This window comes from Nocardiopsis prasina DSM 43845 (genome assembly GCF_000341265.1).
Classification (GTDB): Bacteria; Actinomycetota; Actinomycetes; order Streptosporangiales; family Streptosporangiaceae; genus Nocardiopsis; species Nocardiopsis prasina.
The window spans coordinates 1-16,792 of the sequence record NZ_ANAE01000143.1 but is presented as its reverse complement, the minus strand read 5'-3'; the positions used below and the strand labels follow the sequence as shown (position 1 = coordinate 16,792).

At 68.5% G+C, this 16,792-nt stretch carries 10 protein-coding genes and 1 tRNA gene; 7 read left to right on the top strand and 4 right to left on the bottom strand.

What is annotated here, in order from left to right; translation table 11 throughout:
* Nucleotides 1-17: 17 nt before the first annotated feature.
* Complete coding sequence (locus D452_RS0115985; protein WP_017545159.1) at nt 18-635, top strand: GNAT family N-acetyltransferase; 618 nt, start codon at nt 18-20, stop codon at nt 633-635.
* A 76-nt stretch (nt 636-711) separates the two neighbouring features.
* Here D452_RS0115985 and D452_RS0115980 read toward each other — a convergent pair whose 3' ends face one another.
* Nucleotides 712-999 carry a DUF6504 family protein gene (locus D452_RS0115980; RefSeq protein WP_017545158.1) on the bottom strand — a complete coding sequence of 96 codons (288 nt, stop codon included), beginning with the start codon at nt 997-999 and terminating at the stop codon, nt 712-714.
* A gap of 531 nt (nt 1,000-1,530) precedes the next feature.
* Between D452_RS0115980 and D452_RS0115975 the strand changes: the two genes are divergently transcribed.
* Together D452_RS0115975 and D452_RS0115970 are read left to right on the top strand one after the other, a co-directional pair.
* Complete coding sequence (locus D452_RS0115975) at nt 1,531-3,981, top strand: serine/threonine-protein kinase (RefSeq protein ID WP_026129365.1); 2,451 nt, start codon at nt 1,531-1,533, stop codon at nt 3,979-3,981.
* 74 nt (nt 3,982-4,055) lie between these two features.
* Nucleotides 4,056-5,021, top strand: a complete 966-nt coding sequence (locus D452_RS0115970; RefSeq protein WP_017545157.1) for a quinone oxidoreductase family protein — start codon at nt 4,056-4,058, stop codon at nt 5,019-5,021.
* Nucleotides 5,022-5,241: 220 nt separating this feature from the next.
* On the opposite strand, the gene D452_RS0115965 is transcribed toward D452_RS0115970, so the two are convergent.
* The 3 genes from D452_RS0115965 to D452_RS0115955 all read right to left on the bottom strand — a co-directional run bounded on the left by D452_RS0115965 (nt 5,242) and on the right by D452_RS0115955 (nt 10,021).
* Nucleotides 5,242-6,321 (bottom strand): SPFH domain-containing protein, encoded by a 1,080-nt coding sequence (locus D452_RS0115965; RefSeq protein ID WP_026129364.1) that lies wholly within the window; start codon nt 6,319-6,321, stop codon nt 5,242-5,244.
* Nucleotides 6,322-6,450: 129 nt separating this feature from the next.
* Nucleotides 6,451-6,933 (bottom strand): NfeD family protein, encoded by a 483-nt coding sequence (locus D452_RS0115960; RefSeq protein ID WP_017545155.1) that lies wholly within the window; start codon nt 6,931-6,933, stop codon nt 6,451-6,453.
* Nucleotides 6,934-7,096: 163 nt separating this feature from the next.
* Nucleotides 7,097-10,021 (bottom strand): penicillin acylase family protein, encoded by a 2,925-nt coding sequence (locus D452_RS0115955; RefSeq protein WP_040693983.1) that lies wholly within the window; start codon nt 10,019-10,021, stop codon nt 7,097-7,099.
* A 276-nt stretch (nt 10,022-10,297) separates the two neighbouring features.
* On the opposite strand from D452_RS0115955, the gene D452_RS0115950 reads away from it, so the two are divergent.
* From D452_RS0115950 to D452_RS29275, 4 genes are all read left to right on the top strand, one after another.
* On the top strand, nt 10,298-10,807 hold the full coding sequence (locus D452_RS0115950; protein WP_017545153.1) for a hypothetical protein: 510 nt from the start codon (nt 10,298-10,300) through the stop codon (nt 10,805-10,807).
* 543 nt (nt 10,808-11,350) lie between these two features.
* A tRNA-Arg gene (locus D452_RS0115945) sits at nt 11,351-11,426 on the top strand.
* 656 nt (nt 11,427-12,082) lie between these two features.
* A complete protein-coding gene (locus D452_RS0115940) occupies nt 12,083-13,450 on the top strand; it encodes an esterase/lipase family protein (RefSeq protein WP_026129363.1) in 1,368 nt (455 codons plus the stop codon).
* The coding region (locus D452_RS29275; protein ID WP_026129362.1) for a tetratricopeptide repeat protein at nt 13,443-16,792 on the top strand (3,350 nt) is incomplete at its 3' end. The genes D452_RS0115940 and D452_RS29275, both read left to right, overlap by 8 nt.

Sequence of the window (16,792 nt, the reverse complement as noted above, 5' to 3'; positions counted from 1 at the left end):
ACAGGGGGAACACACGCATGGCCACAGTCCAGAGCGCTCCGATCATGCCCGCGGTCATCCTGGAGACCGAGCGCCTGCGCCTGCGATCCCTGCTCGAACACGACATCGACGACGTGTACACCTCGTGCGTGGACCCCGAGCTCCAGCGGTGGATCCCGCTGCCCGCGCCGGGGCTGCCCTACACCCGGGAGTCAGCCGAGCACTTCTGTCTGAACGTCGCCCCGGCCATCCGTACCGGCGGCGACGGCCAGCACTGGGCCGTGGTGGACAAGGCGACGGGCCGGTTCACCGGGTCGGTCGCGCTGCTGCGCACGCAGTGGGCCGCCATGGTCACCGAGATCGGTTACTGGATCTCGCCGTGGGGTCGTGGCCGCGGGTTGGCCACCGAAGCTGTCGTGGCCGTGTCCCGGTGGGCCCTCGGGCAGGGTTTCCAGCGAGTGGAGCTCAAGGCCGCCACGGGCAACACCGGTTCGTGCCGGGTGGCCGAGGCCGCCGGGTTCGTCCGCGAGGGAACCGACCGGAACGCGATGCCCCTGCACGAGGGCAGGTCGGACCTGGCCTCGTTCGGCCTCGTCCCGGGCGACGTCGTCCGTGGTACGGGGCTGCCTCCCGTACCCGACCAGGTCGGGCCGTAACGCCCGCCGACCCGACCCCCGCTCTCCGGCGGCCCCGGTTCCCTGCCCCGACCGCCCCGGGCCCCGCGGTCTCTGATCAGCCCCACACCCGGCTGAGCGACCACTCGCCGGTGGAGGCGTCGTGCCGGAGTTCGTACACGCCCTGCGCGTAGGCCGAGCCCGCCTCCACCCGCCAGTGTCTGCGTTCGGGCACCTGGGAACCCGCACCCGGGGTCCAGTCGCGGCGCAGCGTGACCCAGTGGTCGATGATCCTGCGTATCCCGTACACCCGCCCCTCCCAGGTGAAGCGGGTGGGTCGGCCCTCGTCCTCGACGACCCTGACCTTCGCCCCGAAGTACCGCCCCACGACAGTTCCCCCCACCATCGACCGACTCCTCTTGCCTGGTGTCCGGCCGTGTACGAGCGCACACCACCGGAAGGACCCGTCCGTGGGGAAGTACGGCCAGGCATTCGAACAAGTATTCGAATCCTATCGAAAGCGGTGCTTCCTTGGAACTGTTTCCGCGTTCTCGACATCACCTCGGGTAGCACCTCCACGTGCCCGCGAGCTCCGCCGCCCGATCGGCGCCCGGCACGCGCGCTCATCCGTGTCCTTGATCGAACGTCCGTCAACAACCCCGCCGGTCCCCTCCGTCCGCGCACCGCCGATCCGACCCACAGTCGGCCCGCCTCTTCGGGAGCCTTCGGCTGGACGCATTCGGCGGGGCCGACCGCCACCTCCCGCCCGGAGCCCCCGCCCCGGCCCCGGCCCCGGCCCGGTGGACCACCCACCACAGCTCGAATCAGCCCAGTTCCGGCCCGCTTCAACGGCCGGAACCACCAGAACGCGCCGGCGTGTCGAGATCGGTACGCTGATGGGCGCGCATCACACGATCCATACAAGGGACCCCCAACTGTGACGTCCAACGGACACGAAAGCGGCAAACCCCTGCGCGCAGGCGATCCGCGCGAACTCGACGGCTACCGGATCGTCGGCCGCCTGGGGCGCGGTGGCATGGGCACCGTGTACCTGGCCAAGGACGCCGCCGACCGTTCCGTGGCCGTCAAACTGATCCACCCCGACCTGGCCGACGACGAGTCCTTCCGGCTGCGCTTCGCCCGCGAGGTCGCCTCCGCGCGCCGGGTCGCCCGCTTCTCCACTGCCGGGGTCATCGACGCCCGGCTGGAGGGCGAACCCCTCTTCATCGTCTCGGAGTACGTGCCCGGACCCAACCTGGACCAGGCGGTCCGGGGCGGCGGGCCGATGCACGGCGGGACCCTGGACGGCCTGGCCATGGGTGTGGCGGCCGCGTTGACGGCGATCCACGGGTCGGGGATCGTGCACCGCGACCTCAAGCCCGCCAACGTCCTGCTTTCTCCGGTCGGCCCGAAGGTGATCGACTTCGGGATCGCCCGCGCCCTGGACGACTCCAGTGGTGCGGTCACCCGGTCCAGCCAGCTCATGGGCACCCCCTCCTACATGGCGCCCGAGCTGATCCTGGGGGAACAGACCACGGCGGCGGCCGACGTCTTCGCGTGGGGCTGCCTGGTGGCCTTCGCGGGCATCGGCCGTGCGCCCTTCGACGCGGGTACCGTCCCCGCGGTGCTGCACAACATCTCCACGGCACCACCCAGGCTGGAGGGACTCGACCCGAGCCTGGTGGACCTGGTCGGGACCGCACTGGACAAGAAGCCGGAGAACCGTCCCACGTCCCAGCAACTGCTGGCCCATCTGACCGGACAGCAGGAGCCGGAGGAGGCGGAGGTGAGGCGCACGATCAGCACCTCATGGGCGCCGCCGAGCAGCACTCCGGTGCCCGGCCGGCCTCCGGAGCCCACCGAGCCCGGGCTTCGGGATCAGGCTTCGGTCGAGGACGCCACCACGCCGTTGGAGGGACCGCCGGAGGGTCGGGCCACGGTCCCCTCGGCGGGCTCCGCGCCGCAGGATTCGCACGCACCGGATGCGACGGAGCCCGTCACCCCGCCGGAGGACCAGCCCTCCGCCCCATCGGCGAGCTCCGCTCCGCCACAGGATCAACCCCAGGCGCCGCAGGCGCCCCCTCCGGACCCGCGGTTCTCCACGCCGCAGCAGCCCCAGCCGAACCAACAGACGCCGCCCCACCCGGGCCAGTTCCAGCAGGCCCCGCAGCAGCAGACGCAGTTCCAGCAGCCCCCGTTCCAGCAGTCGGCGCCGCCCGCCGAGCACGCCCGGCACTACCCCCAGGGTCATCTCCCCCACCCGCAGAGCCCGCTGTCCGGTCCGCAGCAGGGCGGCCACGGCCACTACGCGTCGGGAGCGGGGGGCCACTCCGGACCGGGCGGTGGACACCCGCCGACCAGCGGCCCGCAACAGCCTCACCCCAACGCCGGGTACCGCGCGGTGGGCCAGGGCGGGTTCGGCCAGAACCAGCACCACCAGCCCCCGGCCGGGAGCTCGCCCTCCCACGGGATGCCCGCCCCCTCCGGCCACGGCGGCCCCGGCGGCCCCCAAGGGCCCGGGCAGCCTCCGGTGCCGCCCAACGGCGGGAAGCCGGGCGGTCGTCGCAGGGTGATGCTCATCGGCGGCGCCGCGCTCGCCGTCGTCCTGGTCGCGGGGGTGGGCGCCACCGTCCTGCTCTCCGGTTCGGACGATCCGCCCGAGGACACCACCAGCATCTACGTCACGGACTTCGCCACCGACCCCGGCTGGTCCGACGCCCGCACCTTCTACCCCGAGGACCCGGATTACTCGGACGGCTACTGGGCCGAGCAGAACGCCGTGGTGTTCCAGCTCGACCCCACCCTCAACGACTCCCGGGGCACGATCGTCCCCTACGACAGGGAGACCCCGGACCGCGTCCTCATCAGCACCAACCTGGTTCCGCTCGATGGCCCCGCGGAGACCAGTTTCGGCGTGCGCTGCTGGGACCAGTCCGGCGAGGACGAACGCACCATGTACGAGGCGCTTCTGCGCTTCGACGGCGCCCAGGCGCAGATCCGCCGGGTGACGGAGGAGAGCGGGGACACCGCGATCGCGGAGACCACGGAGGTCAGGGGGTTCGAGCCCTTCGACCTCATCGACGAGGAGTCCGAGGTCAGGGGGCTGCCCTACGACGTCGAGGTCGACGACCTGGTCACCAACAACCTCAAGTTCGCCTGCGAGTACGTGGCCGAGGAGGGCGAGGACCCGTACATCGACCTGCGCATGTGGGTCAACGACGAACTCGTGCTCTCCGCCACCGACCAGCAGCCGCTGCCCGACGACGGCGAACTCGACGACGAGGAGCGGCGGAGGGTCGGCGTGGTCATGCGCCCCGGCCCGGGTACCGAACCGATCGCCGCGCTCTACACGGACTACGCTCTGCACAGGATCAACGTCGACGACTGAACCGGGACTCCGAGGCAGGCGCTAGGCCGCGCCCCGGCCCCGGTGGCGGCCCCCATCACCCACCGAGGAGAACCATGCGCGCGATCGTCATCAAGGAGCACGGCGGGCCCGAGGTCCTGCGGTTGACCGCGACCGAGACTCCGGCCCCGGGCCCGGGTGAGGCGCTCGTGGACGTCGAGGCCCGAGGCGTCAACTTCATCGACGTCTACCAGCGCTCGGGGGCCTACCAGGTCCCGCTCCCCTACGTCCCGGGGATGGAGGCGGCCGGGACGGTCGCCGCCCTGGGCGAGGGCGTCACGGACCTGCGGGTCGGCCAGAGGGTCGGCTGGGCGATGGCCCCGGGCGGGTACGCGGACCAGGCCGTCGTCAGTGCCTCCCTGCTCGTCCCGGTGCCCGACGCCGTCAGCACGGAACAGGCCGCCGCGCTCATGCTCCAGGGCATGACCGCCCACTACCTCACCCACTCGGTGCACCCGGTGGCCGAGGGCGAGACCGTGCTGGTGCACGCCGCCGCAGGCGGTACGGGGCTGCTCGTCACCCAGTTGGCCAAGGCGCGCGGCGCGCGGGTGATCGGCACCGTGTCCACCGACGAGAAGGAGCGGATCGCCCGGGAGGCGGGCGCGGACGAGGTCATCCGGTACACGCGGACCCCGGTGGCCCCGGCCGTCCGCGAGCTCACCGACGGTGAGGGCGTGGCGGCGGTCTACGACGGGGTCGGCCGCGACACCTTCGACGCCAGTCTGGACTCGCTGCGTCCGCGCGGTGTCCTGGCCCTGTTCGGGCAGTCCAGCGGCGCGGTGGAACCGGTGGACCCGCAGCGGCTCAACAGCGCGGGTGCCGTGTACCTGACCCGGCCGTCGCTCGCCTACTTCGTGGCCGACCGGCAGGAGCTCCTGGGGCGGGCGGGCGACCTGTTCGGGCTGGTGGGGAAGGGCGCTCTGGACGTGCGTATCGGCGGCCGGTACGAGCTGGGCCAGGCGGGCGAGGCACAGGCCGACCTCGCCTCGCGGAGCACCACAGGCAAGCTGCTGCTGGTCTGAGCACCGTCCCGCCCGGGGCTCCCGGGGGGGGAGCGCGCGAGGAGCGGTCGGACACCGGCCCCACCCGTGAAACGGAGGCGGGTCCCGGTTCGGGGCCCGGTTCGGGGCCCGCCTCCGGCCGGCTGGTCACTCGCAGGTCGGCGGTTCCCGGACCGGCTGGGCGCCGACTCGTGACACCGTCACGCTTGGGCGCCCCACCCGCCCGGTCTCCCCGCCCGGCTCAGCCCTCGTCGTCGGACTCCGGTGGGGAGCCCATCCGCGCACCGGCTCTTCGGACGTCGTCCCGCGCGTCGGCGACGGCCTGCTCCGCGGCCTGGGCCGCCTCCTGCGCGGCCTGCGCGGCGTCGGACGACTGGGCCGGGTCCGGGCCGGTGATCTGCGCCGGTCCCGATTCCCCCTCCCCGTCCTTGGTGGTGGAGGGCACGCTCCGGGCGGCGTCCCCGGCGAAGGCGTGGCTCACGTTCTTGACCGCCTCGGTCAGCTCGCCCGGGATCACCCAGAAGGTGTTGCCCTCGCCCTCGGCCAGGCTCGGCAGCGTCTCCAGGTACTTGTAGGCGAGCACCTTGGCGTCGGCGTTGTTGGAGTGCACGGCCTGGAAGACGCGTTCGATCGCCTTGGCCTCACCGTCGGCCCGCAGGATGGCCGCCTGCTGGTCACCCTGGGCCTCCAGGATGGCCTGCTGGCGGGCGCCCTCCGCCTTGAGGATGCGGGACTGCCGCTCACCCTCGGCGTGCAGGATGGCCGCGCGCTTGTCGCGATCGGCCCGCATCTGCTTCTCCATCGCCTCCTTGATGGTGGGCGGCGGGTCGATCGCCTTGATCTCGACCCTGTTGATGCGGATGCCCCACTTGCCGGTGGTCTCGTCCAGGACCCCGCGCAGCCGGGTGTTGATCTCCTCGCGGGAGGTGAGCGTCTTCTCCAGGTCCATGGAACCGATGACGTTACGCAGTGTGGTGACGGTGAGCTGGTCTATGGCCTGGATGTAGTTGGCCACCTCGTAGGCGGCGGCCCGGGGCTGGGTCACCTGGTAGTAGAGGACGGTGTCGATGTTGACGACGAGGTTGTCCTCGGTGATGACCGGTTGCGGGCGCGAGCTGAAGACCTGTTCACGCAGGTCGAACTTGGTGTTGACCCGGTCCACTCCCGGGATGATGAAGTTCAGTCCCGGGTCCAGGGTGCGGATGTAGCGCCCGAAGCGCTCGATGTTGTAGGCGCGTGCCTGCGGGACGATCCGGATCGCCGACAGGGCGACGGCTACCAGCAGGACGGCGAGGATGATGAGCGGTATCGCAGATTCCATGTTCCGCACCTCGGTCCGTGGATGTGGCTGTGTTGGGTCTGTTCCGTTGTTCGGTTGGGGAGCTGACGCCGGACGCGCCCGCCGCGGTGGCGGGTTCGTCGGAGGGGCTCCGTGCCGCTCCGGCGCCGCTCAGTCCTGGTCCGGACGGTTCCGTTCGGGCAGTTCGGGTGGTTCCGGGAGCGCCTCACGCGGGTAGACGACGGCGGTCGCGCCGTCGATCTCCATGACGTCGACGTGCGCCCCCACCGGGATCACCAGGTCCTCGTCGAGGCAGCGCGCCGACCACTCCTCTCCTTGGAGCTTGACCCTTCCGCTGTCGGCGTCCACCTTCTGGAGCACGACGCCGGAGCGGCCCACCAGCGCGGCCGTGCCGGAACGGACGTCCGGTCCGCGCTTGAGCTGGCGGTCCATGATCGGTTTGACGAGGATCAGCCCGGCGGCGGACGCGGCCGCGAAACCGATGATCTGCACGACCACCGGGAGTCCGATGGCGCCGAGGATCCCGGCGACCAGCGCGGCCGCCGCCAGGAGTCCCAGCACGAAGGTCAGGGTGAGGAACTCGGCGACCCCGAGGGCGGCCGCGAGAATGATCCAGATCAGCCAGACAGGCATTTTCCTGTGGCCCTCCCGCTGTGGTTTCGGGTAGTCCTTAAGCTACCCACACATACCCCGCGCACCACAAGATCCCGGCAACAGATGCACGAATCGCGGCCCGCGACACCCCCGTCGCCGAGGGGCCGCGGGCCGCGTCCGTCACCGTCGGGGGCCGGGCCGGTCACCTCCCGCCGGAGAACTGGTAGACCAGCTGGTAGGTGGGCCGGTTCTGCCAGGCGATCGGCCACATGTTGATGCCGCCCACCGACTGGTGGATCACAGTGTCCGCGCAGAGCTGGTCCCCTGCCGAGCAGTGGTCGTCCCCGGGGTAGACGTCGCCCGCCGGGGTCGCGGCGGCCTCGGCGAGGCTGTCCAGCAGTACCGTGCGGCAGGAGTCCAGGTCACCCTCGCCGCAGTAGACCTGGTCGCCGAGTCTGCCGTCCACCTCCTGGCCCAGGACCGAACGCAGGTCCTTGTCCACGTAGGACCACCAGCCGTACTGGAAGGCCGAACCCCGGTGCGCCTGGCTCTGGTTGACGCTGCCGGGCTCCCCTCCGCCGATCGCCCCCGAGGGGGACTCGTCGGTCTGCGCGGCGCGGGTCAGCTGCGTGTACAGGTCCTCGCCCAGACCGGGCTCGAACTGCGCCCGCACCAGCAGCGGCCACCAGGCGTCCAGCACGCGGATGGCCTCCGCGTGGTCGTAGTACCCGGCGTCGCGCTGGGGTTCGCGTCGCAGGGAACCGGCCCCGGTCCAGGCCCGCAGGGACTCCACCGTTCCGGCCAGGTCCGGGTCGTCCACGGCCTGGGTGTCGATGACCTCCAGGAGCAGCGGGAGGACCTGTTCGGCGCGCAGGTCCGCGACTCCGGCCTCCATCATGGTGGCGGTGAGCGAGGCGGGCGAGAACCGGTGCCCGTCGCCAATCAGCCCGGACACCCTGGCGTCCAGCAGGTCGTTGCGGTGCACCGAGCCCGTGGACCAGCCCGAGGTGTACCCCTGCGCGGGCTTGTTGTTCCAGTTGACGATGTACTCCGGGTTGATCTCCTGCGGGTGGTCGGACTGCGGGTGGTAGTCGGCCTCGTTGGTGGCCGGGTCCCAGCCCGACCATCCGGAGCCGGAGTAGGCGTCGATCGGCAGGGTCGGGTTGGTGCCCGCCAGCCGGACGGGGTTGGACCCGGAGTTGATGAAGGCGATGTCCGTGTCGTCCACGTAGTGCCAGTTGAACGCGTACCCGATGTCCTCGGCCGCCTGGGTGAAGGTCTCCGCGGAGGTGACCTCCCCCGGGTCGTTGAACCGCTGGAAGCCGAGGATGGAGTCCACCTCGCGCATGTAGGTGGACCGCAGTTCGGTGAAGGCCACCGGTGAGCCGTCCACGGTCGCGAACGACCGCACGAGGCCGAACTCGGACCGCAGTGAGGTCAGGGTGTAGCCTCCGGCCGGAGTGCCGTCCGCGACGGTCGGCGTCCAGTCGTTGCTGACGCTGAGCTCCTCGAACTCCGTGCAGCCGCCGGAGGAGTCCACGTAGGCCCGCGAGGAGGTCGACGGGTCGGACCCGTCGGTCTCGCACAGCTCCACCGCGAAGGTGTCGGTGATGTCCTGGCCCGCCGAGGTGGCGCTCCAGGCGTAGTCGGCGCCGCGCCCCATCTGGACGTAGAAGCTGACCCCCGCGAAGGAGGCGCCCCGGGCGCTGATGCCGGGCCCCTGGAGTTCCTGGAGCATCAGCAGCTGCGGGGAGAAGTAGCCCGTCTGCGGGCCCATCACCGCGACGGGGTTGCCGCTCTCGGTGTGCTGGCCGGAGACGAGCAGGGCGTTGGACATGCCGCGCGGGTCGAGGAAGCCCTCGGGCAGGACACCGTCGTCGAAGATGCCCTCGGCGGCGGACAGGTCGCCGTCCTCGACCATCTGCTCCAGCTCGGCCCGCTGCTCCTCGGGGAGCTCCTCGACGGTCGGGGCGTCCGCACCGGGCACGTCGTCGCTCTTTTCCGAGCCCGCCCGCTGCGCCGTGGCGGCGGCGGACCCGTACTCGTCGTGCACGATGCTGTAGGGCTCGACGGAACCGGCGTCCGGGACGACCTCGCCGACCGGGTCGTCCGGAGTCTGGGCGTAGGGGAACTCGCCGTCGACGCTGACCACGGCCTCGGGGTCGTTCTCCATGCGCCAGGCGTGCCAGAGCTCCAGGCCCTCCTCGGCGCCGTAGCGGTCCTGGAAGTTGGCCAGGACGATCGCGGCCTGGACCTCACCTCCACCGCCGCCGCCGAAGATCCCGCCGACCATCGCGGCGATGCCCACGACGTCGGTGGGGGTGAAGGGCTCGATCTCCCCCTTGTTGGTGATGGCGTCCTTGTGGCCCGTGAGGACGTACTCGCCAGGGAAGTAGCGGCCGCTGTCCGCCTCGTCGATGTAGGCGTTGACGCCCTCCAGATAGGCGTCGACGTCGGCCAGCGCCCGGGCGCCCCGCTCGCCGCTGTCGGCGACCCGGTCGACCTGGGTCTGCTTGTCCTCCTCGGTGTAGGGCGCGGTGCCCCACAGGTCCTGTTCCAGGCCCCGGTTGCCCTCGGCGCCCCCGGCGAAGGAGGTGAGTTCACCCCGGCCGACCCGGCGCAGGACGTCCATGAGGAACAGGCGGTCCTCACCGGCGGCGTACCCGGCACCGAACATGGTGCCCTCGCGGGTGGTGCCCTGGACGTGCGGGATGCCGTGCTGGCGGTCCCGGGTGATGGTGACGTCGTCGCGCGGCTGGTACCGGCGGTCGACGTCGCCCTCGTCGACGCCGAAGCTGGCGTCGACGAAGAAGTCGTCGAGACCCTCGTCCGTGAGGCCGTCGTAGTGGTGGACGAGGTTGTCGTACATGTCGAGCTGGCTCGACGAGTGCTGGGGCCGGGTGCCGAAGACCTGGTGGCCGAGGATCTCCACCAGCGTGGCGCTGCCGTTCTGGCCCGGAGGCAGGATGTCGAGGCAGGCCCCGGGAGCGCAGTAGTCCTCCGGCGCTGCCAGGGCGGGGGTAGCGGGCAGTGCGGCGACCAACGAGGCGGAGATCGCGAGGGCCGCTCCCGCGGCTCCCGTACGGAGCCGTCGGGACGGATTCGGGGGTCGGAGGTTCGGGGGCATGTGCGGTCACCACCAGGGGGTTCGGGCGATGGATCAGCCGCATGTTACGCACCGGTACACAAAGTGCGAAAGTCTTTCACATTTGCCCACGGAAAGTGGACCCCGGTCCCCCAAAAGCCTGGTTTGCGGTGACCCGGGACACACCTGCGAAAACACGCATGAGCACCCTGCACCGCCGCCGACACTCACCGTGGGCACTGGCCACAACCGGCCACAACCTCATTCGTTGCGCCGCCGGGCACCGGTCACGGAGAACTCCTTTGACACAATCGGCCCATGAACCAGTACCCCGACCCCCCTCAGGGCGAGCCCTGGCAGCAGCCCAGCGGTGGAACCCCCGGCTGGGGCCAGCCCCCCGAACAGCACACCGGCGGCCAACTGGAGCCCTACGGAGCCCCCACCGGCGGGTACCAGCCCCACGACGGCGGCATGCCGCACGAACCCACCCTCGACACCATCGGGGACATCGCGATCACGCAGAACACCGTGATCACCCCGTCCGGCCGCTTCCCCATCCAGGGGACCGTCTGGACCATCAGCGACATGAGCCGCACGGAGCGGACCACCCCCGTGTGGGCGATCATCGTCGCCATCCTGATCTTCTGGTGGACCTGCCTCCTGGGCCTGCTCATCCTCCTCGTCAAGGAGGACAAGACCACCGGACACGTCCAGGTCACCGTGCAGGGCGGCGGTCACTACCACGCCACGCAGATCATGGTGAGCAACCGGTCCTACGTGCAGCACGTCAACCAGCAGGTCAACTACGCGCGCAGTCTCGCGTCCTGAACCCTCCCAGGATCGGCCGCCAAGGCGGCCGATCCTGGATTCCACGCTGACCGGCGTTCGAGCAGCCCCCTCCCCTCCGCCGGTCAACAGCGCCCCTGGGCACCACCAAACCCCTGCAAACCCGCGTTTGCCACGCAATGTATTCGCCCATACACGTAGAGCAGCCTAGAGTCGACCCTGGAAGGCAGGAGCATGCTGTTCACGGTGGCGTCACTGATAGGCCAGTGGTGGATCTTCTGAGCCTCAGAGTGACCCCCGACGCCGGCGAGCACCCTGGAGTTCACGAAACACCCGTCGCACAGCAGCGCACCAGGGGTTAATCACCGGTAACGTGGTGCGCGAAGCCCATAGCGACCGATTTGGTGGAACACACGTGGTAACGAGACGCAACTACGAATCACCGTAGTTGGTCAGACTTTGCCCTCCCTTGGGCGACATCCGCCGAATGCCCTAGGATGTCTCACCGAGGGACCAGCGGCACACGCCGCATCCCCAGGTCACAGGTCGGCCACACAGCGCGACCAGGCGCCACAATTGAACCGAGCACCCATAGCTCAGTGGATAGAGCATCGGACTTCTAATCCGACGGTCGCAGGTTCGAATCCTGCTGGGTGCACCACAAAACCCCAGGTCATACGGGGTACACGAGGACCTCGAAAGAGGTCCTCGCGGCGTTTCCGGGGCCAGTGTGCTCCTGGTGTGCTCCCCAGTACAAGGTGAGTGCAGGTGGGGGTCCACCTCGCGGAGCACTTTGCCAGGCCTTGACCTTGTGGGCCCCGGGACAGGGCAGCCCGTGTCCGCCCGCCAGCGCCCCACAGCCGCCCCCACACGCGGGCCCTAGGCCCAGGGGTACTGCGCCGTCCTATAGGCCGTATCCGGCCGTTTCTACCAAAACCCCTTACCCCGCCAGCCTTCACGCGCCACAATCAGATGGCGTGACTGGACCTGCGTACCACCGGAAACCATCGCGTTCTGGCCACGTTGGGAGCCGGGCTGTTGTTCGACGGCGCCCCACCACCCGCAGCGAGTGGAAAGCCACCTCCTGAGCAGGAGCCATCACCGTCACGCTGTGGCGGGTAGCTACGACAAAGTCTCCTACCTATCGTCAGGCTCTACCCCAGAAGCATGGCACACGGGCAAACAGCACCCTGCAGGAACAACCATCACCGACCGGCTTCACCTACGACCAGAACAAGCTCAACACGGAACCAGAGCGCGAAACCGTGCAGCAGCCAACTAGGATGCACGGTTCTCTCGCCCCAGAAGGGACAGCGCGTGCAGTGCGAACAAGTCGATGACGTGGTGATCGTGGTCCCCGGTATCACCGGAAGCCTCCTGGCAGACAAGGACGACACGGAAGTCTGGGGCCTGTCCGGAACGGCGCTCCTGCGGGGGATCACGACGTTCGGCAGATCCGTGCGAAAGCTGGCCCTGCCCGACGACATCGGCGACGACCACCCCGGCGACGGGGTCACCGCCACCGGACTGATACAGGACCTGCACATCCTGCCCGGCATCGGAGCGGCGGTGGACGGCTACCAGAACCTGTTCGCGTGGTTGCAGCGCGAGTTCACCCTCACCCCCGCCAAGGGCGAGGTGCCTGGAAACCTGGTCGCGTTCCCCTACGACTGGCGGCTGTCGGTCCGTTACAATGCCCGAGAACTCAAACGCACCGCCCAACTGGCCCTGGAGCGCTGGCGCGCCCACCATCCACGCAACCAGGAGGCGCGGGTGGTGTTCCTGTGCCACTCGATGGGCGGGCTGATCGCCCGGTACAGCATCAACAACCTGCCCGACCCGGTCCCCACCCGGTCGCTCATCACGCTGGGCACCCCGTTCCAGGGGTCCTTCGACGCACTCACCAACCTGGTCAACGACAAGAAAGTCCTTGGCTTCGACCTGTCCGGTGTGGCACGCTCGCTGCCCTCGCTGCACCAGCTCGCCCCGGACTACAGGTGCATCCTGCAAGACGGCGCACGCGTGGCCGCGCACACCACCGACCTACCCGGGGTGAACCGGAACCTGCTACGGGACGCCGTCCGGCTGCACGAGGAGCTGCGCACTGATAACACCCTTTACACCCACCATGCCGTCGTCGGCCAGCGCCAGCCCACCATGGTCACCGGAGGTCTGGACGGGGAGAAGCTGACCGCTTCCGTCGAGATCGACGGCGATGTTCCCCACGGCGATGGGACCGTGGCCAGGTTCGCGGCCCGGCCCGCCGGGTCTCAGGCAGCCGAAATCGGGCATGTGGACAAGCACGGATCCCTGCAGAACCGCCAGTCGGTGCGCGACCAGATCTGGACGTGCCTGACAGCGAAGGACAAGGACTACCGGGGCGTGGGCCGCAACAACCTAGGTGTGGACGCCCCCGACGTCCTGGCGCCCAGTGAACCGTTCACCCTGGAAGCGTGCGCCGAGGACGACGATCTACGAGTGGCCGCGACCGTCACTCCGGTGGACGCCAACGAGGACGATGCCGCCCCGCGCCCACTCCGCAACCTGGGAGGTGGCCGCTACGGCGCCACCTACAACAACCTCGCCCCGGGCGCCTACCGGGTGCGGACCCACCTGCGATCCGACCGCAGGTCAGCCGTCACCCACCTGCTGCTGGTCACCGACACGAAGGACACCGATGTCTGACAAGACGCCGTCCGGCTCCCTATTGGCCTTCGGGGTGGGCAAGTACGAGGCCGGTGAGTACAACGACCTGCCCACAGCGATCCCACAAGTGAAAAAACTCGCCGAGCTGTTCTCCGGCTCCGGCTACACGGACGTGGTGGTCGCCGACCCCACCAGCGCCGACGCCGTGCAGGACGCCTGTGAACAGTGGGCGGCCCGGTGGCGCCGTGAACGCGACCGCGGACCTGCCGTACTTGTCTGGTCGGGGCATGCGGCCAGGGGGCCACAGCTCGTGCTCACCGGCACAGGCCCCACAGGAACACCGCGCAACATCCCTTTGGCCGCGCTCACCGAGTACCTCACCGCGCGCACCGACGCGACTGAAACCATTGTCCCCGTCCCTTACCAAAGACTGGTCATCGTCGACACGTGCTATTCCGGCGACGGGATCAGCGCCCAGATACACCAGGAGATGGAGCGTCTGAAGGAGACCTCCCAGAGCCCCGAGGCCCCCCATGTGTGGCTGGGCTACATCGCCAGCTGCTGGCCCCGGGAGCGAGCCGAGGGTGCGGGTGCACTGATCAACACGATCAACCACCTGCTCCAACACGGCCCAGAAACGGAGGCAGAGGGCCGCTACAGCGTGGTCTGGTCCCCGAACAACAAGTTCCTCACCGGTAATGACCTGCTGGACGCGGTCGGCCGGGCCTGGCTTGGCTCTTCCGACAACAAACCCATACCCGTCACGGCGGGGACAGCAGATCGCATGTTCCTCAACCCCCGCTGGAGTGGGCCTGCGCGTCCCCGCCTGATCGACGCGCATCTGGCCGAGGCCGCCCGCTCAGGCGGGAGCATCGACGCCGACGAGTGGTTCTTCACCGGCCGCCGCACGGTGCTCTCCCAGGTCACTGAGTGGATGGCCGATCCCCGGCCGGGGCTCTGCCTGGTCACCGGCCCCGCCGGAAGCGGCAAATCCGCCGTGGTGGGACACATCGCGGCGTTGTCCAACCCGCAGACCCGCACCCAGGTCATGGAAACCCCCGGATGGGATCACGAGTCCCCAGATCCTGGGGAAGGGATTGTGTACACCACCCTGCACCTGCGCGGTCTGGACGCCACGGGAATCGCTAAGGAGTTGGCCAAGGCATTCGGATTTCCAGAGCCCGGCAACCCCACCGACCTCCTCGCCGAGCTCAAGAAGACGCCGAAGGAGGTTTCTCCCATCGTCGTCCTCGACGGCCTGGACGAGGCGGTCTCCGACGACCTCGGATGGGAACTGGTGAGCAGGCTCATCCAGCCTCTGTCCGAGGAAGTACGGCTGCTGCTCGCCTCACGTCCGAGGAGCATCCTCGTGCAGAGCACCGGCGAGGACGGTCAGCCGCAGCGCGTCTACCGGCCCCTGCGGGACCTGCTTGCCCAACAGGCGGTGTCGGCTCGCCCGTTCACTTACGTGGACCTGGCCGAGCAGCGGTCGACCAGGGATGACATCCGCAAGTACGTCATCCGGCGGCTAAGCCGAGTCGACGCGGCAACCGAGGAACGGGCCCACACCACAGCCAGTGCCCTGGTTGTTCCCGCAGACGACAACGACGGCGGGTTCCTGTTCGCCCGTATCACGGTCGACTGGCTGTCCCACCGCTCACCTGCCGAGTGGGCGACCGACCTGCCGACCACGATCACGGAGGCGTTCGAGGCGGACATCTCGGTGCTGTCTGGTGGCCCGGTACCGCGTGAGCTTCTGAGCGCCCTTGCCTGGGGACGGGGGCGGGGCGTGCCCGTGGACATCTGGTGCGCGATCACTGGGGCCCTGCACCCCCACCGCTCGTATGAGCGCGCAGATGTGGAAAGGTGCCTGGCCCGCTTCCGTCGCTACATCGTTGAGGACGGCGATGGGGAACGGCCGATCTACCGGCTCTTCCACCAGGAGTTCATCCAGTATCTACGTGGATTGGCTCCTACCACCGACGATGCTTCGCCGGAAGAGGCCGTCGCGGTAAAGTTGGCTGGTCTTGCTCGGGAGATCCTGGATGCGGTCGGAGAGGATTCTCCCAATGTTCTCCCTCGGTATCTGTGGGTGCATCTAGTCGAACACGCACAAGAAGCTGGCTACGCGGGTATATCCGCGTTGCGTGAGATCGCCGAACGGTACCCACAGACTTTCTTGCCGGGCCTAGCCGGATCACTTCACAACCTTGCTATCCGCCTGTCGGAGGAAGGGCAGCGAGAAGAAGCCCTTGCGCCTTCCCAGGAATCTGTCAACATCCGCCGAACCCTAGCCGAACAAGACCCCGCAACCTACTTCCCCGACCTAGCCGGATCACTGGACAACCTCGGCAACCAACTAGCAGAACTAGGACGGTACGAGGAAGCACTCATAAACGCCCAACAAGCCGTAACTATCAGCCGAACCCTAGCCGAACAAGACCCCGCAACCTACTTCCCCGACCTAGCCGGATCACTGGACAACCTCGGCAACCAACTAGCAGAACTAGGACGGTACGAGGAAGCACTCATAAACGCCCAACAAGCCGTAACTATCAGCCGAACCCTAGCCGAACAAGACCCCGCAACCTACTTCCCCGACCTAGCCGGATCACTAAACAACTTCGGCAACAGACTGGCAGAGATAGGACGACACCAAGAAGCACTAGAACCCGCACAAGAAGCCGTTGCCATCCGCCGCTCACTAGCCACCAAAAACCCCGCAGCGTACCTCCCCAACCTAGCCATGGCGTTGACCAACCTCGGCAACAGACTGGCAGAGATAGGACGACACCAAGAAGCACTAGAACCCGCACAAGAAGCCGCCCAAATTTACCGATACCTGGTCGAACAAAACCCCGCAGCCTACCTCCCCAACCTAGCCACTGTGCTGGACAACTTCGGCAACAGACTGGCAGAGACAGGACGACACCAAGAAGCACTAGAACCCGCACAAGAAGCCGCCCAAATTTACCGATACCTGGTCGAACAAAACCCCGCAGCCTACCTCCCCAACCTAGCCGGATCACTAAACAACCTCGGCAACAGACTGGCAGAGATAGGACGACACCAAGAAGCACTAGAACCCGCACAAGAAGCCGTTGCCATCCGCCGCTCACTAGCCACCAAAAACCCCGCAGCGTACCTCCCCAACCTAGCCGGATCACTCAACGATCTCGCGACAGTAAGGGCAAAGATAGGACAGCACGAAGAAGCACTCGAAAGCACCCAAGAAGCTGCTCAACTATTCCGAAGTTTGGTCGAGCAGATCCCTGCCGCCTACCTGCCCAATCTAGCCACAGTGCTGAACAACCTCGGCAACCAGATGGCGGAGCTAGGGTATTACGAGGAAGCGCTTAACAACGCCCGAGAAGCCGCCAC

Bases quoted from the DNA above. Each gene is read 5' to 3' on its own strand.
- D452_RS0115985 (WP_017545159.1), top strand. From the start codon at position 18: ATGGCCACAGTCCAGAGCGCTCCGATCATGCCCGCGGTCATCCTGGAG.
- D452_RS0115955 (WP_040693983.1), bottom strand. From the start codon at position 10,021: ATGCCCCCGAACCTCCGACCCCCGAATCCGTCCCGACGGCTCCGTACG.
- D452_RS0115965 (WP_026129364.1), bottom strand. From the start codon at position 6,321: ATGGAATCTGCGATACCGCTCATCATCCTCGCCGTCCTGCTGGTAGCC.
- D452_RS0115960 (WP_017545155.1), bottom strand. From the start codon at position 6,933: ATGCCTGTCTGGCTGATCTGGATCATTCTCGCGGCCGCCCTCGGGGTC.
- D452_RS0115970 (WP_017545157.1), top strand. From the start codon at position 4,056: ATGCGCGCGATCGTCATCAAGGAGCACGGCGGGCCCGAGGTCCTGCGG.
- D452_RS0115980 (WP_017545158.1), bottom strand. From the start codon at position 999: ATGGTGGGGGGAACTGTCGTGGGGCGGTACTTCGGGGCGAAGGTCAGG.
- D452_RS0115950 (WP_017545153.1), top strand. From the start codon at position 10,298: ATGAACCAGTACCCCGACCCCCCTCAGGGCGAGCCCTGGCAGCAGCCC.